The 22191-nt window shown below is 46.1% G+C and carries 17 protein-coding genes and 1 pseudogene; 8 read left to right on the forward strand and 10 right to left on the reverse strand.

Translation table 11 applies throughout. From position 1 onward, the window contains the following. Positions 1–395 precede the first annotated feature (395 nt). Both J8N69_RS08305 and J8N69_RS17180 read left to right on the forward strand, forming a co-directional pair. Positions 396–965, forward strand: coding sequence for a hypothetical protein (locus tag J8N69_RS08305; RefSeq protein ID WP_168823601.1), 570 nt, complete (start codon positions 396–398; stop codon positions 963–965). 200 nt (positions 966–1165) lie between these two features. After that, positions 1166–1450: pseudogene (locus tag J8N69_RS17180) on the forward strand (TSUP family transporter); the annotation flags it as partial. A gap of 265 nt (positions 1451–1715) precedes the next feature. Here the strand turns inward: J8N69_RS17180 and J8N69_RS08315 are convergent. From J8N69_RS08315 to hmpA, 3 genes are all read right to left on the reverse strand, one after another. Beyond that, positions 1716–3314, reverse strand: coding sequence for a GMC family oxidoreductase (locus J8N69_RS08315; RefSeq protein ID WP_168823600.1), 1599 nt, complete (start codon positions 3312–3314; stop codon positions 1716–1718). Positions 3315–3394: 80 nt separating this feature from the next. After that, entirely contained in the window at positions 3395–4837 is a 1443-nt protein-coding gene (locus tag J8N69_RS08320) for a coniferyl aldehyde dehydrogenase (protein WP_168823598.1), read from the reverse strand. A gap of 222 nt (positions 4838–5059) precedes the next feature. Continuing rightward, positions 5060–6250, reverse strand: a complete 1191-nt coding sequence (gene hmpA / locus J8N69_RS08325) for an NO-inducible flavohemoprotein (RefSeq protein ID WP_168823596.1) — start codon at positions 6248–6250, stop codon at positions 5060–5062. A gap of 149 nt (positions 6251–6399) precedes the next feature. On the opposite strand from hmpA, the gene norR reads away from it, so the two are divergent. Next, positions 6400–8067, forward strand: a complete 1668-nt coding sequence (norR, locus tag J8N69_RS08330; RefSeq protein WP_211084908.1) for a nitric oxide reductase transcriptional regulator NorR — start codon at positions 6400–6402, stop codon at positions 8065–8067. Between the two features lie 113 nt (positions 8068–8180). On the opposite strand, the gene J8N69_RS08335 is transcribed toward norR, so the two are convergent. Together J8N69_RS08335 and J8N69_RS08340 are read right to left on the reverse strand one after the other, a co-directional pair. After that, entirely contained in the window at positions 8181–8606 is a 426-nt protein-coding gene (locus tag J8N69_RS08335) for a group II truncated hemoglobin (RefSeq protein WP_168823594.1), read from the reverse strand. A 1-nt stretch (position 8607) separates the two neighbouring features. Then, positions 8608–8823, reverse strand: coding sequence for a hypothetical protein (locus tag J8N69_RS08340; protein ID WP_168823592.1), 216 nt, complete (start codon positions 8821–8823; stop codon positions 8608–8610). A 405-nt stretch (positions 8824–9228) separates the two neighbouring features. Between J8N69_RS08340 and J8N69_RS08345 the strand changes: the two genes are divergently transcribed. Both J8N69_RS08345 and aroE read left to right on the forward strand, forming a co-directional pair. Beyond that, positions 9229–10518: an MATE family efflux transporter gene (locus J8N69_RS08345; protein ID WP_168823982.1), complete on the forward strand. Its 1290-nt coding sequence runs from the start codon at positions 9229–9231 to the stop codon at positions 10516–10518. Positions 10519–10635: 117 nt separating this feature from the next. Beyond that, positions 10636–11511: a shikimate dehydrogenase gene (gene aroE, locus J8N69_RS08350; RefSeq protein WP_168823591.1), complete on the forward strand. Its 876-nt coding sequence runs from the start codon at positions 10636–10638 to the stop codon at positions 11509–11511. A 15-nt stretch (positions 11512–11526) separates the two neighbouring features. Here aroE and J8N69_RS08355 read toward each other — a convergent pair whose 3' ends face one another. Beyond that, positions 11527–12303 (reverse strand): FCD domain-containing protein, encoded by a 777-nt coding sequence (locus J8N69_RS08355; protein ID WP_168823589.1) that lies wholly within the window; start codon positions 12301–12303, stop codon positions 11527–11529. A gap of 245 nt (positions 12304–12548) precedes the next feature. Here J8N69_RS08355 and J8N69_RS08360 point away from each other — a divergent pair, with 245 nt between their 5' ends. Then, the gene (locus J8N69_RS08360; RefSeq protein ID WP_168823587.1) at positions 12549–15455 is read left to right on the forward strand and encodes an FAD-binding and (Fe-S)-binding domain-containing protein; all 2907 of its coding nucleotides are present in this window, start codon (positions 12549–12551) and stop codon (positions 15453–15455) included. A 216-nt stretch (positions 15456–15671) separates the two neighbouring features. Here J8N69_RS08360 and J8N69_RS08365 read toward each other — a convergent pair whose 3' ends face one another. Together J8N69_RS08365 and J8N69_RS08370 are read right to left on the reverse strand one after the other, a co-directional pair. Then, positions 15672–16478 carry a sulfite exporter TauE/SafE family protein gene (locus J8N69_RS08365; RefSeq protein ID WP_168823585.1) on the reverse strand — a complete coding sequence of 269 codons (807 nt, stop codon included), beginning with the start codon at positions 16476–16478 and terminating at the stop codon, positions 15672–15674. Positions 16479–16544: 66 nt separating this feature from the next. Beyond that, positions 16545–17435: a LysR family transcriptional regulator gene (locus J8N69_RS08370; protein ID WP_168823583.1), complete on the reverse strand. Its 891-nt coding sequence runs from the start codon at positions 17433–17435 to the stop codon at positions 16545–16547. 94 nt (positions 17436–17529) lie between these two features. On the opposite strand from J8N69_RS08370, the gene J8N69_RS08375 reads away from it, so the two are divergent. Next, positions 17530–17745, forward strand: a complete 216-nt coding sequence (locus tag J8N69_RS08375) for a DUF2798 domain-containing protein (protein ID WP_168823581.1) — start codon at positions 17530–17532, stop codon at positions 17743–17745. 99 nt (positions 17746–17844) lie between these two features. Here the strand turns inward: J8N69_RS08375 and J8N69_RS08380 are convergent, their stop codons facing one another. Continuing rightward, positions 17845–19251, reverse strand: a complete 1407-nt coding sequence (locus J8N69_RS08380; RefSeq protein ID WP_168823579.1) for an alanine/glycine:cation symporter family protein — start codon at positions 19249–19251, stop codon at positions 17845–17847. Positions 19252–19523: 272 nt separating this feature from the next. Beyond that, a complete protein-coding gene (locus tag J8N69_RS08385) occupies positions 19524–20174 on the reverse strand; it encodes a pyridoxamine 5'-phosphate oxidase family protein (RefSeq protein WP_168823577.1) in 651 nt (216 codons plus the stop codon). A 105-nt stretch (positions 20175–20279) separates the two neighbouring features. Here J8N69_RS08385 and pdxR point away from each other — a divergent pair, with 105 nt between their 5' ends. Further along, on the forward strand, positions 20280–21749 hold the full coding sequence (gene pdxR, locus J8N69_RS08390) for a MocR-like pyridoxine biosynthesis transcription factor PdxR (RefSeq protein ID WP_168823575.1): 1470 nt from the start codon (positions 20280–20282) through the stop codon (positions 21747–21749). Positions 21750–22191: the final 442 nt, after the last annotated feature.

A 22191-nucleotide genomic window follows, 5' to 3' on the forward strand; every position in this document is an offset into this window, starting at 1 on the left:
AGCATTATCGAAGCAAGCCGAAGCTAGGAATTCTCAAACGTCTTAGAGGGTTATAATTTTTACTAAATCTTTGATAACTAATAACAAAGATCCACTATTTTATACCAACATAGGTTTTAGCTGGCTAAGTTTCGCCCTTAGATAGAGCTTTAATTACCAATTATCTTGGTTCTAGAGGCATCCAACGATGCTGCAAATTGTGTTACTGGATTCGACACCAGTAACACAGATAATAAGTGAAACAACTGAAAAAAACAACTGAAAATTCAGATATTTCATTTATTTTTTTTAGGATATTAATCTCCAGTTTTGCAACCAGAAATGAGGCGGGATTTCAAGAATGACGAACTCTAGGGTAAAGTAGCGAGATCAATCATTTATTCATGGACGACACCATGCTCAAAAAAATTGAAGCACTTCTAACTTACTCTGTAATGGCTTTATTGCTAATTATTACTGGTTTTGCAATTGGCTTATTAGCAGCTGCTTTGTACTTCATACCTATCTATCAAACCAAACTCACTTTTGCTGACATAGGTGGAATGCTGGCTGGTGTTGGCACAATGGGGCTTTTGGTTGTGGCACTCAAGACAGCAAGCTCATGGAAAAAACAGCTTAAAGAACAAGATAGAACACGCACTATAGAAGAGTATTTTGAAGCTAGGCGTCAACTAACTAAGATTATGGTAGAGCTAGCCAGTACTGAGTATTTAGATAACAAAGACAATGTTGATGAAGTAGTAATATACCAAAAACTCGATAATGCCTATGACGTATTTCAGCAAAAATATTTAAAGCTAATAACTGCATATGGTGCTGATGAAAAACATGGGCTTCAAGTCTTAAATATGGCAAATAAAATGAAACTACAAAATAGACCTAACATGGAAGAGCTCTACACAATGCGTCAGCAAATGATGGATCAAGAAGAAAAACAACTAGTCAAACTCTATAGCAAACACTAGGGGCATTTCGTCCCTTGTTCCTTCTCTGTTCTACCCTTCTCCTAAGTGACGGCCTGTGGCGTTTTTTACGTGTTCGATGGTTTGGTTGACCATGCTGGGTTAGTTTGGAGTCTGGTAGCTTGTTGTTAGCTGTTGCAGATGGTTTGTACCATTGTTCATTAGGCAAATAATGGGGCTGGAAATTTTTAAGCGGAAGTTTCTTAATATTTTTATTTGTAAGAGGCTTTGGCTTTGATTTTTTGAATGCATCAGCCTCAGCCAAGCTTATTAACATGGGAACATTCACCGCAGCACTGTTGTTTTTCATACCCACTGGAAATGTGCTGTGGCAGGTGGGCGCTATTATTGCTGTCTGCAATATTCTCGGTGCATTTGTTGGCGTTTTCCTTGCTCTACGTTTTGGTAGCGGATTCATTCGAATTTTGTTCTTAATATTGCTGGTTTTTTTAATCGGCCGCATGGGGCTAGACCTATTATTTAACTGATGTTTGAAGTTTTCATATCATGGCGAAAACCTCTAAAGTTGAATCTCAAAATAGAGTGTGAGTACATCAAGAAGACACCCATGCGTTGTTGCCGTTTAAGCAAACTTAGTGCCTTGAGTTACTTTTCGCATTAATCTTTTAATCTTGTCTTATGGCCCTTTTATCGGCTCCAAAGCAATTTTTGACAGGCACACTTGGCGGTTATTAGCGTGCTGAATAATGCCAAACAGTGATTAAAATTGAAGTCGGGTTATCAGCATGGTGTTTATGACTGCATTAGCATCATATCTGCGCCTTTTTCGGCGATCATGATGGTGACCGCGGTTGTATTCCCCCCGATCAAGGTTGGCATGATAGACGCATCGACAACGCGCAGCCCTTCAAGGCCGTGTACTTTAAGTGTGTCGTCAACCACTGCCATATCATCATGGCCCATTTTACAGGTGCCTACGGGGTGGTAAATGTTGTCCGCTTTTTGACGAATAAAGGCTCTGATTTCTTCGTCGCTTTGCACGCTTTCCCTTGGGAATATTTCATCGCCGCGCCATGATTCCAATGCTTTTTGAGCAAATATAGTACGGACTGCTTTCACGCCACGAACCATGCGCTCTAAATCATCAGGATGGCTTAGTAAATTGGGGTCAATCAGTGGGGGGCTGTTTGGATTGGCATCTCGTAACGTTAGGGTACCCCGACTTTTAGGCCGTAGCACACAGGCATGGCCCGAGTAACCATAGCCAAGAGTGAAGGCTAAATTAAGGCCATGATTATCCAAACGTACGCAACTCATGTGCAACTGAATATCGGGGATGTTTTCTTCCGGGCGTGATTTAATAAATCCGCCGGATTCTGCGACGTTAGACGTTAAAATCCCCGTTCGTTTAAAAATATAATGATATAAGGCAGCAGGGCCATTTATGCAGATCATTTTTGGTGTGATGGCTATGGTGTCCCGGCGCTTACTTTTGTGCACAATTAAAACATCGGGGTGATCTTGTAGATTCTCGCCAACGCCAGGTAGTTCATGTAGCACAGCAATGCCATGTTTTTCTAACTCATCTCTCGGGCCAACACCTGATAATTTTAGGAGTTTCGGTGAGTTAATTGCGCCACCCGATAAAATAATTTCGGTACCTTCGAGTGTTTCTTTCGTCTTGCGCGTCTTAGCGATTTCAACACCGGTCGCACGTTTGCCAGCAAACACAACCTTATTAACGGTGACGCCGGTCATAACCGTGAGATTGGGACGGTTTACGATGGGATGAAGATAGCCACGAGCGGCACTAAAGCGTTCGCCATTTTTCTGGAATACTTTGAATAAACTGACGCCTTCTGGGGTGGCGGTGTTTAAATCGTCAGTTGCTGAGTAACCGGCTTCAATGCCCGCGTCGACAAACGCTTTGCTAACGTCTAATGGCGATTGCAAATCGGCAATGTTTAACGGACCACCGACGCCATGAAATTCATTCTCGCCGGCTTCGTAGTGCTCGCTACGCTTAAAAATAGGCAATACGTCATGGTAGCCCCAACCTTTATTGCCTAACGATTCCCAATGATCAAAATCCCATTGATGGCCGCGGGTATAACACATGGCATTGACCGCCGATGAGCCGCCTAACGTTCGTCCACGTGGGATGTAAACTTTGCGGTTGTTAAGCGCTTTTTGTGGTTCAGTCCAATAGCGCCAATTACGGCTAAGCGAACGCATCATGACAATAATACCGGCGGGCACTTTAATAAAAAGGCTGTTGTCGGTTGGGCCCGCTTCAATCAGGCAGACTTTATTGTTTGGGTCTTCCGATAGACGATTGGCTAATACACAACCGGCCGCACCTGCACCAACGATAATGTAATCAAATGTCATTTGGTTTTGCCCTCAATGATAAGCGATCTAGTCGATGTGATTGGCCTGTGTAAATGGTGAGGCAAGTCATCAGGATACAATTAACGGATAAAAATTTTGTAAATCAGTTTGTGCCATGCTGTGCCATAGGGCGGATAAATAATTTTACCGATATTAAAGCGCCCTTTACGGTGTACTGATTTTGCTTTTGATAATGTTAAGAACCCTTCTTTACCATGGTAATGTCCCATGCCAGAAGGGCCGATACCGCCAAATGGCATATCATCTTGAGCAATGTGCATCAGTGTGTCGTTGATGGAGACTCCTCCTGAATGAGTCTGTTTTAACACATGCTCTTGTTGCACTTTATCTCCGCTAAACAGGTATAACGCGAGGGGGCGTTCCCTATTATTAATGTAGTGGATGGCATCATCAAGGGACTGGTAAGGCACGATTGGCAAAATCGGACCAAACAATTCTTCTTGCATGATTGTCATGCTGTCGGTTCCCTCTTCGATAATATGTGGCGGCATTTTGCGTGTTCCGGCAAAATCTTCATGTGCAGGGTTGATCTGGGTGATTTTCGCGCCTTTGTCTTCTGCCTCTAGTAGCCAGCCCGCTAAGCGTTCGTATTGGCGGTCATTAATGATCGCCGTATAGCTGCTGTTGTCGCGCAAAGAAGGGTACATCTGAGTGAAAGCTTGGCGGTATTTATCAATAAACTCTTTTTCGGCTCCTTTCGGTAGTAAAACATAATCAGGTGAAATACAGGTTTGCCCTGCGTTGACTGATTTACCAAAGCAGATGCGGTCAACCGCATCATGTAGATCCGCTCCCGGTGCGATAATAGCGGGCGATTTGCCGCCGAGTTCAAGCGTGACGGGGGTAAGGTTTTTTGCCGCTGCAGACATGACGTGTTTACCGACAGCGGTCGATCCGGTGAAGATCAAATGATTCCACGGGGTTTCTGAAAACGCGCTCGATACTTCAACTTCACCCTCTATAACGGCAACGGATTCTTCGTCGAACACGTCCGCAAGCAATTTTTTGATTACCGAGTTTGTCGCGGGGGTAAATTCCGACATTTTGATCATGGCGCGATTGCCCGCAGCAATAGCGGTTGCTAAGGGAACAATGGCGAGCTGAATGGGGTAATTCCATGGCACCATAATGCCAACGACACCTAGCGGTTGGTAGATGACTTGGTTAGATGATGGGGTAAACAACAGACTGACACGACGGCGTGACGGACGCATCCATCGGTGTATATTTTTGATCATATAGTTCAGTGATTGAACCGTCATCATGATTTCAGTGATCAGGGTTTCGTCTTTGGCTCGACAGCTAAAGTCTTCGTTTACAGCATGAATAATGGCGTCTTGATGGTGGATTAACGCGACTTTTAGTGCACGCAGTTGGTCAATTCGAGAAGCGGCGCTTGGCATAGAATGGCAATGAAAGGCCGATTGTTGTTTGGCGAAAAGATCTTGTAGCCGAGCTATTTCTTGTGCGGGCGGATGCATTCCAGTAACCGTGCTAACCATTTTGGGCTCCTGCATTGATCTATTGTTAGTTGCCCTGTCATTTTTACATTGTTAGGGTAATGACTGATATGTTGTTAGGCGATATTTATCAGATTTTTATATGTGTCTTGTGCCTCGTCTCATCTGACCTACGGGGGGTAACCCCATCCTCCACCTTCCCCTTGGAAGACACAAGGGGAAGGTACTAAGCCCAGCTCAGCGGGGTTAGGGAGGGGTTAACTATCACACGTCTTGATGTGGGCCGAATAGTTCGTAGTGAATGCGGTCGGCTTCTACGCCAAGGGTTAACAATTGCTGTTTAACGAACATCATGAAGCCAACGGGGCCGCATAGATAAAACTCACCATTGGTCAGCGGTAAGCTGTCTTTGATGGCTTCTAGCTGCATCATGCCGTTTGATACGCCCTCTTCTGCGCTGTCTGCTTGCTCGTACCAAGTGTGGACAGACAAATTCAATTGGTCTTTTAGGCTGTTTACGTGGTCTTTGAACGAATGCTGACTTGGCTGGGCACAAGCGTGCAAATAGCTTACTGGTTGGCGATATTGCTGCTTAGCAAGGGTATTTAATATGGCTTGCATGGGCGTTAAGCCAACACCGCCAGAAATCAGTACCACGGGCGTTTGCTTGTCTTGGAAAACGAAGTCGCCTGCGGGTGGCATAGCGTCAACTTCATCGCCCACGTTTAAGTGATCATGTAGGTAATTCGACATAACGCCTGCAATGTCGCCCGCGCCTTCGCGTTTTACGCTGATGCGGTAGTTTTTGCCATTTGGCGTGGTTGATAGAGAGTATTGACGTATCTCATCGAACTCATTGCCTTTTGGGTGTAACTTAACGCCCAAATATTGGCCGGGTTGGTAGTCGATTACCGCGCCGCCATCGACTGGTTCAAACACAAAGCTGGTCACTAAATCGGACTCTGGTGTTTTAGACGCCACACGGAAGCGACGGAAATCTTTCCAGCCACCCAGTTGCGCGGCGCGTTCTGCATAAAGATCGCCTTCGACCTTGATGAAGATGCCTGCTAATTGGCCATAAGCGGCTCCCCATGCTTCTTCTACGTCTTGGGTAAAAGCGTCTGGTGCCAGTTCGCGTAAGGTTTCAATCAGGTGATGGCCAACGATATCGTATTGATTTGGTTGGATATTAAAGCTGGTGTGCTTATGAGCAATACGCATCACCGCACTGGTCAGCACTTCTAGGTTATCGATGTGCGTGGCGTAGGCAGCGATGGCGTTGAACAAGGCGGCAGGTTGACCACCTGTTCTTTGGTGCGTCATGTTGAACACGTCTTTTAGTTCTGGATTATGAGAAAACATGCGCTGGTAAAAATGCTCGGTAATGGCGGTGCCAGCAGACGCAAGCAGAGGAATAGTTGCTTTCACTGTGTCTATATGTTGTTGAGATAACATGTTTGTTTCCTTTTTAAGCGAGTGAATAAAGTCTTATTGTCTCTTCTATAGCGAAACGCGTGCCAACTTAAAATAATTAATAAAATCAATGTTTTAAGGTTTTTCTTCAAATAAAAGAGTCGATAAGACTCGCTAATAAAAAAGTCTATATGGTATCTTTGAGTCAAATTGACATAAAACAAATCTCTCCCTATGAGCCGATTACCATGAATCAGGTTTCTAATAATGCCTTGCTGAGCTTTGCCCTCGACCTTGCCAGTGCGGTGACGCAACCCAATCGCTTCGAACAATTAGTGTATGCCGTGCGCGCAACGATTAACTGCGATGCGGTTGTTTTGTTGGTCAATCATGATGGTGTGTTAATCCCCATGGCTCAACGTGGCTTAACGGAAGACCTGATGGGACGGCGATTTATTATTGATGAACACCCGCGTTTGAAAGCCATCAGTAGCGGTCATTATCCGGTGCGCTTTCCTGCTGATTCCGATCTCCCTGACCCTTACGATGGCATGGTGTTAGGCCATGACGAAAATCTACCGGTGCATTCCTGTATGGGCGTACCACTGTATTTGGAAGGCAAATTGATTGGCATTGTCACGCTCGACAGCATCATGCCGGGTGTGTTTGACGATATTGACGCGCGCGCGTTGGAAATCATCGGCACCATGGCCGCCATGACGCTAAATACCGCGATTTTGATGGAGCAATTAGAAAGCAAGTCGCAACATGCACAGCATGTTTTAAAGGTCATAAGTGAGCAAAGTCATGAAATGATCGGCCAAAGTAAGGCCATGCAAGATCTCAAACAATCGATCAATCTGGTGGCGCCATCGGACTTTGCCATCTTGATCGAAGGCGAAACCGGCGTGGGCAAAGAATTGGTGGCTCGAGCGCTGCACGAGCACTCTTCTCGTTCTGATGCGCCTATGGTGTATGTGAACTGCGCAGCCATTCCTTATCATCTGATTGAAAGTGAGCTTTTTGGACACGTCAAAGGCGCCTTTACTGGCGCGAATCGAGACAGAGACGGCAAGTTTTTATTGGCCGATGGTGGAACCTTGCTGCTCGATGAAATTGGTGAGCTGCCGTTAGAAGTACAAGGTACCTTGTTAAGGGCGATTCAGAACCAAGAAATTCAAGCCGTCGGCAAAGATCAAATTCGCAAGGTAAACGTGCGTATCATAGCCGCCACCAACCGACATTTAGAAACCGAAGTCGCCGAAAATCGTTTTCGTGCTGACCTCTTCCATCGCCTCAGCGTTTTCCCTATTCATGTACCGCCGCTACGAGACCGACAAGGCGATATTCCGCTCTTGGCAGGTTTTTTTGCTGAACGCTTTTGCCGTAAATTGGGACTTCAGCAACTGACCTTGTCTGCGTCAGCTATCAACTTATTAGAGGCTTATCATTGGCCTGGCAATGTGCGCGAGCTAGAGCACGTTATTTCCCGTGCGGCACTATTTTCTAAGGCCGAGAGCTCAAAAGCCGAGAGTTCTAAGGCAGAAAGCGCTAAAGCGGATAATGCAACAGGGATTACCGTTATTTCATCGGCACACTTAACTGGATTACAGATAGACAGTAGTGTTCAAGAAAAGAAACAGAAACACGACACATCGCCGTTAGCCTTGGATAATCAAAAATCAATCGATTTGCGTTTAGAAACAGAAGCTTACCAACGAGACTTAATCCGTAAAGCATTGGAAACCAATCAAGGTAACTGGACCAAAGCCGCGCAGCAGTTGTCTATGGACCGCGCCAACCTAGCGCGCTTGGCAAAACGCTTGGGAATTGTCGTCGCCAAGGAAGTACGCATTTAAAGACACCAGAATGACATTATTTAAAGCAAAGCAAAATGACATTCATACGAGGTAGGCGATAGTTTCGAGGAAGAATGTCATTTGCTTTGATTACAAGTCGCGTTGGGAATAATTTATTGGTGTCTCGCCGCGCTCACCTGTCGAATTCGCTCGGCAGGAAAGGCAAGTTGAGGTAGCAAATAGGCTTTCAACTCTTCAGGATAATTTAGTTCGTCCAGTGCCGCTGCCATGCAGTTTAGCCACATGGCTTTTTCTTTTTCGGTGACGATTAAGTGGGCATGAGCTTGCGGTAAGCTGATTGGGCCATATTTTTGCGAGAACAGTTTTTCACCCCCCATCCAGCCGGATAAAAACGACACCAGTTTATCAATGGTTAGCTCAATATTGTTTGGGTGCATATCAAACAAGGGGCGAAACTCTGCTGTGTTTTGCATGATTCGGTAAAAGGTTTCGACCAAGGTTTGCAAGCCAGTTAAACCGCCAACAGCTTGTAATGTCGCGTCGCCTTCGCCATAAACAGGTGGGTGAGAGTGAGTCATTTTATTTGGCGTCTTGTTTGTTTTCGTTTGGTTGATTTTGTGCTTTTTTCGCGGCTTTTTCTTGATCCATTTTGATCGAGTTGCGATAACCGCCAAGCGCCGCTAAAGCGCCAATGATGAAACTCATATACAGCGGAATTTCAAATAACATCGTGATGCTGATAAAGACGCAGCCGACGGCTAAACCTTCCAGATAGGGTTTAAATTGCTTTGGCATTGGGCTTCTCCGAGAGATAAAAATAAACGCGAGTTTAGCAAAGTTTTACGACGATGTGCGCCTGATTGTGGAAAAAAGCACCACTTATCCCATATTAGAAACAGTGAATTTGATCGGATTGATGGTGTCTATTTTTGTGGGTAAGTCCGCGCTAAACGAGAACCATACCTGATAGTAGCCAGTTTTTGATCCGTTAATGCACAAAATCAGTAAAAACCGCCTCTAAATGTGAATAAATGTTATTATTTTCCACAGATCGGCGCGTTCCGGTTTTCCAATTTTGATTATTTTTTATCCACAGATTTTGAAATATCCACAAGTGAGACTCGTGTGTCAAAGTTATCCCCCAGTGCTATTTTTCACTCGTATCGTGCTAATGCGGTATTAAATCAAAAAATTTGGCGTATGGCGTGGCCGCCGATGGTGTCGAATATCACCACGCCGCTGCTTGGCTTGGTCGATACGGCGGTGGTTGGGCATTTGGGAACGGCAACGCATTTGGCTGCGGTGGCGATTGGCGCGAGTATTTTTAGTTTTCTATTTTGGGCGTTTGGTTTTTTGCGCATGGGTTCAACCGGATTAACCGCGCAAGCGCTTGGACAAGGCGATGACAGACGCGTGCGTGAATTGCTGCTGCAATCGATTTTGATGGGCGTGTTTATCGGCTTGATGCTGATTCTATTTCGAGCGCCCTTAATTGATTTGGCGATTACCCTGATGGCGCCCAGCGCTGAAGTGGAGCCTTGGGCGCGATTGTATTGTGAAGCGCGGATTTTCAGCGCGCCAGCTGTGTTGGCGGGTTACGCCTTAATGGGGTGGTTCTTTGGCGTGCAATATTCCAAAGGGCCGTTGTGGATGTTGTTGGTGATCAATGTCGCCAACATGATTCTCGATTATTTCGCGGTATATGGCTTGGGCATGGCGAGTGACGGCGTGGCGTGGGCAACGGTGGCGGCGCATTATATCGGCGTGACGGTAGCGGCTGTGTTGGCTTGGCATAAGCTAAAAGGCTTTTCGGGCCATGTGCCATTCAGTGTGTTGGCAAAATGGCGCGAATACACGGCCTTGGTCAAAGTAAACCGCTATCTGTTTGTGCGCACGATTCTCTTGTTGTTGGTGATGTTGTTTTTTACTGCTCAAGGCGCGCGCCAAGGGGATTCGATTCTGGCCGCCAACGCGGTTTTGCTGACGTTTTTGATGATTATATCTAACGCCTTGGATGGCTTTGCTTTTTCGGTAGAAGCCTTGTGTGGCGAATATTATGGTCGTAAAGACAAAGCCAATTTTAAAAAAGTGATTCAGCTATCGACCTATTGGGCGCTGCTCGCTGCGGTTGTTTTGATGCTGATATTTTGGCTTTTTGGTAATCAAATCATTGCCTTACTGACCAGCGTGCAAAGCGTTCGAGACGATGCTGCTCTGTACCTACCTTGGCTTATTTTCTTTCCTTTGTTGGGTATTTGGTCTTTTATGCTGGATGGCATTTTCATCGGCACTACCAGCGTAAAACAAATGCAAAACACCATGATTATTTGTGTGGTTGGTGTGTTCTTCCCTGTATGGTTTATCACCCAAGACCTTGGTAACCATGGTTTATGGTTTAGCCAAGCCATGCTGTTTATCGCCAGAGCCATTACCCTTTATTGGTGTTACCTGCAAAACATGAAAAAAGGCGTGTGGTTCGCGAATGCTTAAAGACTATTACCTCGTGTAAAGGCTTCTGTTAACAATTGAAATTTTTTTGGTGACTGGGTTTGTTACCATGCATGACGTGTTCTTTTTTAAAGCCACCAAACATGGAGAGAATTCAATATGTCGAAGCATTTTTTAAGCGAGTTAACCGGTTCTTTTGCCACGCCAGCGTTAGAGAACCCGACTGGCGTGATGATGGAAGCTGCGTACCAGAATTTGGGTCTGGATTGGCGTTATATTAACTGTGAGATCCAGCCAGATGATCTAAAAAACGCCGTATTAGGGGCGAAAGCCATGAACTGGCGCGGCTTTAACTGCTCTATTCCTCATAAAGTGTCCGTTATTGCTCACCTTGATGACTTAGGCGAGTCGGCTCGCATCATTGGTGCGGTGAATACCGTGGTGAACCGTGATGGCAAGTTGATTGGTGAAAATACCGATGGTCGTGGCTTTGTCGAATCGGTTAAATCCAGCTTAGCACTGGCCAATAAACGTGTGGTCTTGTTCGGTGCGGGTGGCGCGGCACGAGCGGTGGCAGTGGAGCTTGCCTTAGCCGGCGTCGCGCACATAATCATAGTGAATCGTAACCAAGAACGTGGTCAAGAGCTTGCTAGCTTAGTTGCCGAGAACACGCCTGCTGATGCGGAATACCATGCTTGGACACAGCAATATCAGATTCCCGCAGAGGCAGATTTAGTGATCAATGTGACCTCTATTGGCTTGTTTCCTAACGTGGATGCAGAGCTAGATATAGACACAGAATCGATTAAATCAAGCATGGTAGTTGCAGATGGGATTTTTAATCCACCTGAAACTCGACTGATCCAAACTGCGAAATCTAAGGGCTGCACGACGGTAAATGGCTTGGGTATGCTCGTCCAGCAAGGCGTGATCGCCTTCGAATATTGGACAGGTAAAACGCCTTCTATCGATGTAATGAAAGCCGCATTGAGTGATGCTTTGGATATCACTGACCTGAAGAGTACAGAAAAGTAATTTTCCAAAGATCGTTCAAAACGGATTCTGGTGCTCGTTTCTGCGTAGCGAGCGCTGGATTCGTGTTTCCTCTTGGCGCATTTTCAATAAGTTGTCTTCTACAAACACCAAATGCATATGTGCTGCTGTTCGAGCCGCGTCCGCATTGCCCGCCATGATGGCTTGATAAAGAGTCGTGTGTTGTTCCATCACGCGCTGTCGGGCGGCGTGTTTCTCAAATAGGTTCCTAAGGTTGCTTGAAATACTTTTTGCCAACATGGCGTGCAGGCTGCGGAGTGTGTGTAGCAAGACCACATTGTGCGCTGCTTCCGCGATGGTCATATGAAACTCCACATCGAGCTTGGCTTCTAAGGCGAAAGCTTTATTTTGGTTGGCTTCTACTAGCTGATTAAAGCAGTGCGTGAGTTTGGTTTTGTCGGCGTCTGTACTACGTAACGCGGCGTAATAAGCGGCGAGACTTTCTAACGCATCGCGAAATTCCAATTGATCGTATAAAAACTCATCGTGCGAGCTGAGCAAATCTTGTAGCGGGTCGGCAAAGGAGCTGCCGAGTTGTTCCGACACATAGGTTCCGCCGCCATGACGACTGAATAACACACCGCGGGCGATCAGCTTTTGAATGGCTTCCCGCAGCGAAGGTCGAGACACTTCAAAACGCGCCGCCAATTCCCTTTCTGGTGGTAGTTTTTGCCCAGCGGTAAAACTGCCTTCTACAATCATGCTTTCGAGTTCTTTCATGATGATGTCGGAGATTTTGGGCTGTTTAACGCGAGCAAAGTGATTGGAATCCATGACGTTTCCTAAAAAATGGTTTTTTAGCTATTTCTTTCGTGAAGGCTGTGCATAAGCTAAAAAGTGGTAAAACCAATTAATATTGTCGTTAAAATTCACGAAATATCGACTAAACTATCGGTTGACAAAGTTTATTAAGCTTCTTAATGTGCCTTATATTTAAAAGGTAAATTGGTCTTACCAATTTGTCTAGCATTCATTTTTAGTACACATAATAAAAATAGGCTTCTGCCGTGGAATTTTTGATGAACACTGCCTCAACTGCTATCGACTCACTCGCACACAAAACAGCTCAATACCGTGATTTATACCTTGCCCTGAAAGACGCGAAAAACGGCGCGATTGATGAGGCTCGATTAATCCGCGATCCACTGCGTACCTTAGCTTATGGTACGGACGCGAGTTTTTATCGCCTGATTCCGCAGTTGGTGGTGCGAGTCGATAACGAAGCTGAGGTGCAATTGGTACTAAAAGAAGCCCGAAAGCGTCATTTGCCGGTGACGTTCCGCGCGGCGGGCACGAGTTTGTCTGGGCAGGCGGTAACCGATTCCATCTTGATGCAGTTGTCCGATAACTGGAAAGGTCACCGAGTGCATGAGCATGGCCATCGTATTTCGCTGCAACCTGGCATTATCGGCGCGCGAGCCAACCAACTGCTGGCGCCTTTTCAACGAAAAATCGGCCCAGATCCCGCGTCTATTAATGCCTGTATGATTGGCGGTATCGCCGCCAACAACGCCAGCGGCATGTGCTGTGGCACGGCGCAAAACAGCTATCACACCATCCAAAGTGCTCGGCTGATTTTCGCCGATGGTTCGGTATTGGACACCGCTGACGAAGCCAGTCGTTTGGCGTTTGGTAACCGCCATGCCGATCTACTTGATACACTCAGTCGTTTGTCTAAAAGCGTGCAAGCTAACAGCGAGCTAGCCGAAAGAATTAGACACAAATATCGTTTAAAAAACACCACAGGATACAGTTTAAACAGCCTAGTCGACTTTGAAGACCCGTTTGATATCTTGCTGCATTTGATGATCGGCTCCGAAGGCACCTTGGGCTTTATCAGCGAAATCACCTACGCAACCGTGGTCGATCATCCGATTAAAGCAGCGGCGATGATCTTCTTTGAGGATATGAAAACCACCTGCCAAGCCGTCACCGCGTTAAAAAGCTCGCCAGTCTCTGCGGTAGAATTGATTGACCGCGCAGGCCTGCGTGCTGTGGAAGGCAAACCGGGCATGCCGGACATCTTGTCGTCCCTTGGTTCGCAAGTGGCGGGGTTATTGGTCGATGTGCGCGCCGCCGATGCAGAGGAATTAGCTGCGAATTTGCTCTTGGTGAAACAGGCATTACGCGGTCAAGCAACACTCAATGAGATTGAATTTACTCAAGACAAAGCCATTTATGATTCCTACTGGAAGATTCGCAAAGGCTTGTTCCCTGCGGTCGGCGCGGTGCGTCCTGTTGGTACCACTGTGATCATCGAAGACGTGGCCTTCCCTGTCGAACAACTGGCAGAAGGGGTTTTAGAGCTGCAAGGTGTGTTTCAAAAACATGGCTATCGTGAAGCAATTTTGTTCGGTCACGCCTTAGAAGGCAATTTGCACTTTGTTTTTACCCAAGGCTTTGATGATCCGAACGAGGTAAAACGCTACGAGCAATTGATGGACGAAGTGGCGCAACTGGTAGCGGTGAAATACCAGGGTTCGTTGAAAGCGGAACACGGTACAGGCCGCAACATGGCGCCGTATGTGGAACTGGAATGGGGCAAAGAAGCCTATGACATTATGTGGCAAATCAAACGCGCGTTTGACCCGCAAGGCTTGCTCAACCCAGATGTGATCTTGTCGCACAATGCCAACTTGCATGTACAGAATCTCAAGCCTTTGCCCAAAGCCAATGACAAGGTCGATACCTGTATCGAATGCGGCTTTTGTGAATCCTCTTGTCCATCAAAATCCATTACCTTAACGCCGCGCCAGCGGATCGTGATTTGGCGCGAGATTCAGCGGTTGACCGCAATGGGTACAGATCCGCTGCGTCTTGTTGAACTGAAAAAAGATTATGATTATCAAGGTGTTGATACCTGTGCTGGTTGTGGTTTGTGCTCGATGCAATGTCCAGTCGGCATCAATACGGGCGATTTAACCCGCGAATTACGACATGATCGCCATCCAGGTAGTAAAGTCGGTTATTGGATTGCCGATCATTTTGCAGGTGTAACCAAAACCGCAAGAATGGGGCTTGGCCTTGCTGGCGGTACGCGTCGAATTATTGGCGATTCTGGCATGTCTGCTGTTAGCTCAATGATGAACAAGGTATCTCACGGCGCAGTGCCGAAGTGGCATAAGCAAATGCCCAGCGCTGCGGCGTCTTTGAAGTCTATTCCTGTCATTCAATGTAATGATATTCAAAGTAATGAGATGCAAGCGGATGACAGGCAGAAAGAAGTCATTTACTTCCCCAGTTGCGCCACTCGCGTGATGGGCGCAGGACCAAATGCAGAAGATAAACGTTCTGTCATGGAGGTGATGTTCTCTGTATTGCAAAAAGCAGGCTATAAAGTCACTGTACCTAATAATATCGACAGTCAATGCTGCGGTATGGCGTTTCAGTCCAAAGGGCAATTCGACGCAGCGAACAAAAAAGCAAATGATCTCAATAATTTACTACTCGAAGCCAGCGATAATGGCCGAATCCCTATCGTCTGCGATGTCAGCCCTTGCTTGCTACGAATGCAGGAAAGCCTTGATCCTTGTTTGGAACTGCATGAGCAAGTAGGCTTTGTCTCGACTTATGTGATGCCAAACCTAATGGTAAAAGAGAAGCTTGGCAAAATCGCGCTGCATGTCACTTGCAGCACCACCCGCATGGGGCTCGCCGACAGCTTCGTGCAACTGGCTCACCAACTCGCCGATGAAGTGGTGATTCCGCCAGACATTACTTGCTGTGGCTTTGCTGGCGACAAAGGCTTCTCGACACCCGAACTCAACGCCAGCGCCTTGAAAACCCTAGCCAAAGCCGTAGAAGGCTGCGAAGCAGGTTACTCCAACAGCCGCACCTGCGAGATTGGCTTATCGGAACACAGCGGCATCGAGTATCAATCCATCGTCTATCTGGTTGATCAATTGTCTGAATCCTCAACTTCCTAATCGCGGTTCAAGAGGACGTTTTGCTTGCGTCACTGACGTCGTCACCGCAAAACGCCCTCTTGAACCGCTTGAACCTGTTATGTCGATACTATTGCTCATTTAGCGAATGTCACTAGATCAACACCGAGCGGACGTTCTCGCTTTAGCGCCGAAGCGAGGGTTGATCTAGTGACTGAGCTAACCGTGAGTGGCTGCGTTAAAGACGAATTAAAAACCTCAAAGCATGAACGTCGAGTACAAGCCAAATCCGCAGACGATGAGTAGTGCCCAGCCGACGAATTGGAAGAAGACGGGTGTTTCAGCTTTTTGAATTCGGTTGTGGAGCTTTTGCCCAAAGACGTGTCCAAGCAAGGCGCAAGGCAGTAACCAAAGTTGGTGAATGAGTTGTAGGTCGATGCCGGCGATGAGGAAGGACGCCATTTTGATCATCACTAAGATAAACCAAAGTACGAACAAGGTGTCGCGCAGTTGGTGGCGCGGTACTTTGGTGGCGAAGACGGAGACGATAAGCGGTGCGCCGATTAAGGAGGTGCCGCTGACGTAACCGCCGAGCATGAGGAAAACCGTATCGAGGAATTTGTTGTTGGTATAAAAAGGTTTATTCAGAATGTAAGACACGGCAAATACCGCGACGATGACGAAAATCACCCCAGTGACTATGTTGCCCGGTAAGGTTAATAAACCAAATACGCCGATCAATTTCGGCACTATCATGATACCGAGTGCTTTCTTTAAATAACCCCAGGCGATGTTGCCCTGGGCTTCTTGCGGTGCTTCGCCTCGCTCTGCGGCGAGTTGAGCTTGTTTCTTGCTCGTTCTCGCACCTTGCCAAGCAATCCAGCTGGAAAATACCAAAAGGTGAATGGAAATAATCGGCAAAAATAACAGCGGATCGTTTTTCACCAATAATAGGAAAGGCAAAGCCAGTACCGCGCCGCCAAACCCTAGGCCGCTGCGAACAAAGCCGCTCCATATAAAAATGGCGCCGATTAAGGCGTATTGCCACCAGAATAAGTTTTCCATGAGTATCCTTTAATCGGTATAAAAATAAATGCTGTGCGCTAGTATAACTAAATTTCCCTTTTTAAACTAAGGGCTTGGGTGGAACCAAGTCTGTTGCTGGAGGAATTTAGTGAGTTCATCACGCAATAATTTTGCTCTGGCTGATAAGCTGCGTCTGTAAGGCCAGACTAAGAAAATTTCTCTATTTTGTCCGCGCCACTCTGGCAATACTCGAACTAGTTCGCCTGCTTCAAGGGCGTGTATAACCATGCTCATGGGCATTAAAGCAATGCCTGCGCCTGCTTTGGCTAGGTTGAGGGTGACATTCATGTCGTTGCTAATATGCCTGTGTTCTTTGTTTAGTGGATGAAGCTCACTTTGGCTATTCATTAATAACCAATCGGCAAACATATTAGACGCGATACTTGGAGCTTGCTGTAAGTCGTCTATCGATTCTGGCAGCGGAAACGTTATGTTGGGTGATGCCACTAAAATGGGCTCAATGTGCCCCAGTTTTTTTTGAATAAGTGATGAACTCGGCAGCGTTCCTGAGCGCAAAGCAATGTCGGCGCGAGTATCTCTTATGTCTTGCACTGTGTTGCTCAGTTCGATATTTAATTCAATCTCTGGGTATTGTTGAACAAAGTCGCGCCAAAATCCATCTAGAGGCCCACTGCCTAAATTGACAGGTGCCAATATTTTTAACTCGCCTTTTAGGCTGTTCAAGGTTTGATCGAGATTGGATATGCGTTGGTCTAGCGCATCGATAAATTCGGCGCATTCTTGATAGTAGCTTTCCCCTATTGGCGTCAGCGTTAGACCTTTTGTTGAGCGATGTAATAGCTCGCAGCCGAGTTTTTGCTCAAGCGCACTGATACGACGCGACACAGTAGCGATGGTCATATCGAGATGCTGAGCCGCAGCGGTCAGGCTATTTTTATTGGCCGCGGTGATAAAAATCTTTAGATCATCAATCATTTTGCATTTTTGTAAATTTGATTTTAAAAAATCAGTATATTTACAAATAAAGATGTTTGCTAGCATGAACACATAAGTTCATCAGGAGAGAAAAATGAAACACAGAATTATTTTTGCGGTATTAATGTCGTTTACCTTGTCGTTGATGATGTCTGCGTGGATTACTTACGTGAACATTGGACTGCACCCAGATTTTGTGTCCTTTTGGATGCATGCTTGGGTATTGGCATGGCCAGCTGCTGGCCTTATTTCTTTTATCGCTGGCCCATTCTTACATGGCTTAGCGCATAAATTGGCAGTGAAATTTTAGTTTTTGCGAAGAGCTTGAAAGAGTCTTGATTGCCAAAAGAGAACCCGCTGATGTGCAGCGGGTTTTTTGGAAAACGTGTTATGAGCTGGCAATAACGGCTTATTTGCTTGGTTTTTCATCCCATACGGTTAGATCGATATCGTCACGAACTTCTGGGAAGTCTTCGGAGTTGAAGACTGGAGTGTGAGTTTTCAATTGCGTGAAATAGTCTTTGGTTAATTTCACCACCAAACCAGATAACATCATGATGGCAATCAGGTTGATTGTCGCCATTAGTCCCATCGCTGCGTCTGCGGCATTAAAGACCATAGCCACACTTTCATAGGCGCCCCAAGGAATCATGCCCAGTGCTAAGATGCGAAGAATGAAAATACCAGGCTTATTTGCCCATTTTAGGTAAGTCAGTGCATTTTCAGCGTAACTGTAGTTACCAATGATGGACGTAAACGCAAAGAAGAAGATCGCAATCGCCACAAAGTATTGACCCGCGCTACCGATGTGAGTTGTAAGAGCTGTTTGCGTCAAAGCGATACCGGTTTGGCCGTTACCCAAGGCACCTGACAGTAGGATCATTAAGGCGGTTGCTGTACAAATTAGCAAAGTATCAATGAAGACACCAAGGGACTGAACCATACCTTGAGACGCAGGATGATGAGGGTTTGGTGTCGCCACTGCAGCGATATTGGGCGCAGAGCCCATACCCGCTTCGTTAGAAAATAAACCACGTTTTATACCGTTTAGCATGGCACCCAAAACGCCGCCAGCGGCTTGCTCAATACCAAATGCGCTTTTGAAAATTAACGCGAAGGCTGCTGGTACATCGGAGATGTTGGTGAAAATAACGTATAAAGCTAATAGTAGATACAAAGCTGCCATGAATGGCACAACAATTTCAGCAAAGCGTGCGATTTTTTTGATACCGCCGAAGATGACAATCGCCGCCAACAGCATGATAATGATGCCAGTGATACTAGTGTCGATACCAAACGCACCTTCCATTGCGCCAGCAATTGAGTTTGCTTGCACCGCGTTGAAAACCAAACCAAACGCTAATATCAGTGCTAGAGAAAATACTGCGCCAGCCCAAGGTGCTTTTAAACCTTTACTGATGTAAAACGCCGGACCACCACGCAATTGACCATTCTGATCACGTACTTTATAGAGTTGCGCTAAAGTGCTTTCCGCGTAAGCGGTGGCCATACCAATAATAGCGACGATCCACATCCAAAAAATAGCGCCTGGGCCACCCAAATATAATGCGACAGCCACACCTGTCATGTTGCCGGTTCCGACACGAGAAGCGAGGCTAGTACAAAGTGCTTGGAAAGGAGAAATACCGCCACGATCGGATTGTGGAGCTTTAAGAACCGTTCGAATGAATTCCGGAAAACGATGGATCTGAATAAAACCTAGGCGTAAGGTGAAATATACGCCTACGGCTAGTAGTCCGTAGATGAGGATGTAATTCCAGAAAATAGTATTTAAAAAATCTATGATGGCTGCCATGTAGGGCACTCCCTTTATTCGATAGGATTATCGCTTTATTGTTCGTGGGTTGAATGTTAGAGATGTATTTTTGGGTAAAAAAGGCACTCTAAGAAACGCGCAGAAGCTTAAAAAAGTGTGCAAGGGTAGCGATTTTATGGAAAACCGCAAGAAAAAAACCATTTCCACGCACATAAAAAGTGCATAAAAGGTGATTTGTGGCTCTTGGAGGGAATGCGAGACAAAGATCTGGAAAAAGACTTTATCTCGCTGGTGAATAAATGTGTTTATGTTTAGAACGCACTTGGGCTGGTTGGGAAAGGTAAAATCGCTGTTTGAATTGGATCCTGCTCCACCTCACCCCACTGTTTTTCTAAAGGAATAACGCCCGCCCATACGGGCCAGTCTTTATCGGCTGGATCATCAATAGGTGGTTCGGCACGCATTTTTACCGAGGCTTCTTCGATTTTAATGCGAACTAAGCCGGTGGCTTTGATTTCTTGATCGTTGACTGGACGTAGTTCGTCCCAGCGACCTGGGCTGACTTTTTCTAAGAAAATCTTAAATTGACGGACTTTCTCTTCTTTCTCTTCGACCCGTTCAGGCACACCAAATAACGTCACTGAGCGATAGTTCACAGAATGGTGGAATGCTGAGCGCGCCATCACCAAACCATCGAGCTGGGAGATATTGATACAGACTTTCTCCTGTGCATCAATGGGCCCTTTGACATTTCGAGCCTTCGAGTGGCCGTGCCAATACAAATAGTCACCATCGCGCCAGTGGCAAGTGGGAGTAACAAAGACTTGACCATCTTTAGTTTGTCCTACATGGCACATCAGCGATGAATCAATAATATGGAGCGCGATGTCTTTGTCGTAAGAGGCACGATTTGGCCCACGCTTGACCTTGCTTAATGCCGTTTCTTCTAGTGACTGGCTCACGAATTATCTCCTTGTGTCTTAATAAGTGATTGGCTATAACAAGACTTTAGAAGAATCTGGCTTTTATAAAAATAGCCAGAATTAGGATAAATTAGCAGGCCAGATATGAAGCATGCCATCGCCAGTTTACGTTTCTCTTTAGAGGACGGGGCGCCTTATTACCAACAATTGGTGGAACAGATACAGCAAGGCATAGTGTCGGGTGAATTGTTTGTTGGTGACAAACTTCCCTCCTCGCGTTTTCTGGCGGGATCACTAGGCGTTTCACGAAGTACTACGTCGCGGGCTTATGATCAGTTAATTGCCGAAGGCATTTTAACCAGTGAAGAAAAACGCGGTGTGTTTGTTGCAGCCTTGCCCATGGTGAGTCATCGTTCAACGAAACACCCTTCCACTTCAGTGAGTGATATAAAGCAGATGCCCTTGGCATTTGACGCAGGCGTGGATGTGTCTGTTTTTCCTACCAAGGAATGGGCGGCAAGTATGCGACGTAGCTGGCTTAATCCTGACATGACTGTGTTGGAAGGCGGTTATGCAACAGGTTACCCGGATTTAAAAGCAGCGATAGTCGACTATTTGTATCGCGTGCGTGGCCTTGAATGCTCTGCAGAGCAAATTATTGTCACGGCTGGTAGTCGGGATTCGTTGCTTTTATTACAACATGCGATTACGTCATTGGGTGATTCTGGAGATTCGGCAATGAAGTGGTGGTTAGAGGAGCCGACATATCCGCCTATCCGTGAGACGATTTCTTCCCGCACAAAAAAAGTCGGTACACTTTTAATTGATGAAGATGGGCCGTGTTTGCCTGATAGTGCACACATTTCGAATGTGGCGATTGTTACACCGAATCGGCAATACCCTCTTGGGGCAAGCATGAGTGCGGTTCGACGGCAGCAATGGTTGCAAGCCTTACAGCATGATTCGCCAAGCTGGTGGTTGGTAGAAGACGATTATGACAATGAGTTTGTTTATCAAGGTCGCAGCAATGTGCCTTTTATGCAAACGGCGAGCGTGCATGAACAGGCTCGTGATCGTGTGTTCTTTGTGGGGAGTTTTTCTAAAGTGTTGTTTCGTGGCTTGCGACTTGGTTTTATTGTCGCACCGACAAGGCATGTTGTGACATTGCATAAAAGTCAGAGCGTTCTGGGGACATCTGCGTCTTTGCCAATACAGCCTGCGGTGGCTGATTTTATGCAACAAGGGAACTTTGACCGTCATGTAAATAAGATGCGTCGACATTATCGATTGAAGCGGGATTTCTTAATCTTGCAATTAGATAGACGATTCACCTCTTGGTTTGAATGGAGAAAGCCGCGAGGGGGGATGCATATATTAATAACGCTTAAACCGTCCATTGTGTTGGCGCTGTCGTCTGATATGGCATTGGATCAACGCATAGCGTTAGATCTCGCGCAAATAGGTATTGAGCTTTCGCCTCTGTCTGCACATTATAATGACGCTTCTTGTGCTACACACATGGGGTTCTTATTGGGCTTTAGTGGTGCTAAAGAAGAAACTATGGTGCACATTGTTGTCGCATTGGAACATTGGTTTGAGAAAAAACTGGGGTAAGGTACAATCTACACATTGTAAGGAAACCGTCTTATAAGGGCGTTACTCTTTGGGATGAGAGTAAAAATCAGGGATTTCCTTATGCTTAGAATGTGAATTTTTATAAAAAGACAGTGAAGCAAAGAAGAACAAAGGCTAAACTACGCTTTGTGTGGTTGCTTAAATTTTGCTATATTTCGCCTACGTAAATTCGTATGAAGCGAGTAAAAACGGCATCTACACTTTTGTTTTTATGGATTGGATGGATAAATTGAACAATTTTCAAGACATTTTGCATCATTGTATGCATTCAGTATCCAGCGTCTTGGCGGATTCCTTACGCCCTGTGATTGCTGTGTCTTGCCTTTGCCTATGTTTCTTTGTATTTACTGCCGCTCCTTCCTCTGTTGATAGCCTAGGCGTTATCAGTGTCGACCCTATTATTAAGACGGGGCTACCTCTT

It is taken from the genome of Marinomonas profundi (assembly GCF_020694005.1).
In the GTDB taxonomy this organism is placed as follows: Bacteria; Pseudomonadota; Gammaproteobacteria; order Pseudomonadales; family Marinomonadaceae; genus Marinomonas; species Marinomonas profundi.

What these genes read in the sequence shown, in the direction of transcription:
- J8N69_RS08305 (WP_168823601.1), top strand. Translation starts at nt 396, where the DNA reads ATGCTCAAAAAAATTGAAGCACTTCTAACTTACTCTGTAATGGCTTTA.
- J8N69_RS08315 (WP_168823600.1), bottom strand. Translation starts at nt 3,314, where the DNA reads ATGACATTTGATTACATTATCGTTGGTGCAGGTGCGGCCGGTTGTGTA.
- J8N69_RS08320 (WP_168823598.1), bottom strand. Translation starts at nt 4,837, where the DNA reads ATGGTTAGCACGGTTACTGGAATGCATCCGCCCGCACAAGAAATAGCT.
- hmpA (WP_168823596.1), bottom strand. Translation starts at nt 6,250, where the DNA reads ATGTTATCTCAACAACATATAGACACAGTGAAAGCAACTATTCCTCTG.
- norR (WP_211084908.1), top strand. Translation starts at nt 6,400, where the DNA reads ATGGTATCTTTGAGTCAAATTGACATAAAACAAATCTCTCCCTATGAG.
- J8N69_RS08335 (WP_168823594.1), bottom strand. Translation starts at nt 8,606, where the DNA reads ATGACTCACTCTCACCCACCTGTTTATGGCGAAGGCGACGCGACATTA.
- J8N69_RS08340 (WP_168823592.1), bottom strand. Translation starts at nt 8,823, where the DNA reads ATGCCAAAGCAATTTAAACCCTATCTGGAAGGTTTAGCCGTCGGCTGC.
- J8N69_RS08345 (WP_168823982.1), top strand. Translation starts at nt 9,229, where the DNA reads ATGGCGTGGCCGCCGATGGTGTCGAATATCACCACGCCGCTGCTTGGC.
- aroE (WP_168823591.1), top strand. Translation starts at nt 10,636, where the DNA reads ATGTCGAAGCATTTTTTAAGCGAGTTAACCGGTTCTTTTGCCACGCCA.
- J8N69_RS08355 (WP_168823589.1), bottom strand. Translation starts at nt 12,303, where the DNA reads ATGGATTCCAATCACTTTGCTCGCGTTAAACAGCCCAAAATCTCCGAC.
- J8N69_RS08360 (WP_168823587.1), top strand. Translation starts at nt 12,549, where the DNA reads ATGAACACTGCCTCAACTGCTATCGACTCACTCGCACACAAAACAGCT.
- J8N69_RS08365 (WP_168823585.1), bottom strand. Translation starts at nt 16,478, where the DNA reads ATGGAAAACTTATTCTGGTGGCAATACGCCTTAATCGGCGCCATTTTT.
- J8N69_RS08370 (WP_168823583.1), bottom strand. Translation starts at nt 17,435, where the DNA reads ATGATTGATGATCTAAAGATTTTTATCACCGCGGCCAATAAAAATAGC.
- J8N69_RS08375 (WP_168823581.1), top strand. Translation starts at nt 17,530, where the DNA reads ATGAAACACAGAATTATTTTTGCGGTATTAATGTCGTTTACCTTGTCG.
- J8N69_RS08380 (WP_168823579.1), bottom strand. Translation starts at nt 19,251, where the DNA reads ATGGCAGCCATCATAGATTTTTTAAATACTATTTTCTGGAATTACATC.
- pdxR (WP_168823575.1), top strand. Translation starts at nt 20,280, where the DNA reads ATGAAGCATGCCATCGCCAGTTTACGTTTCTCTTTAGAGGACGGGGCG.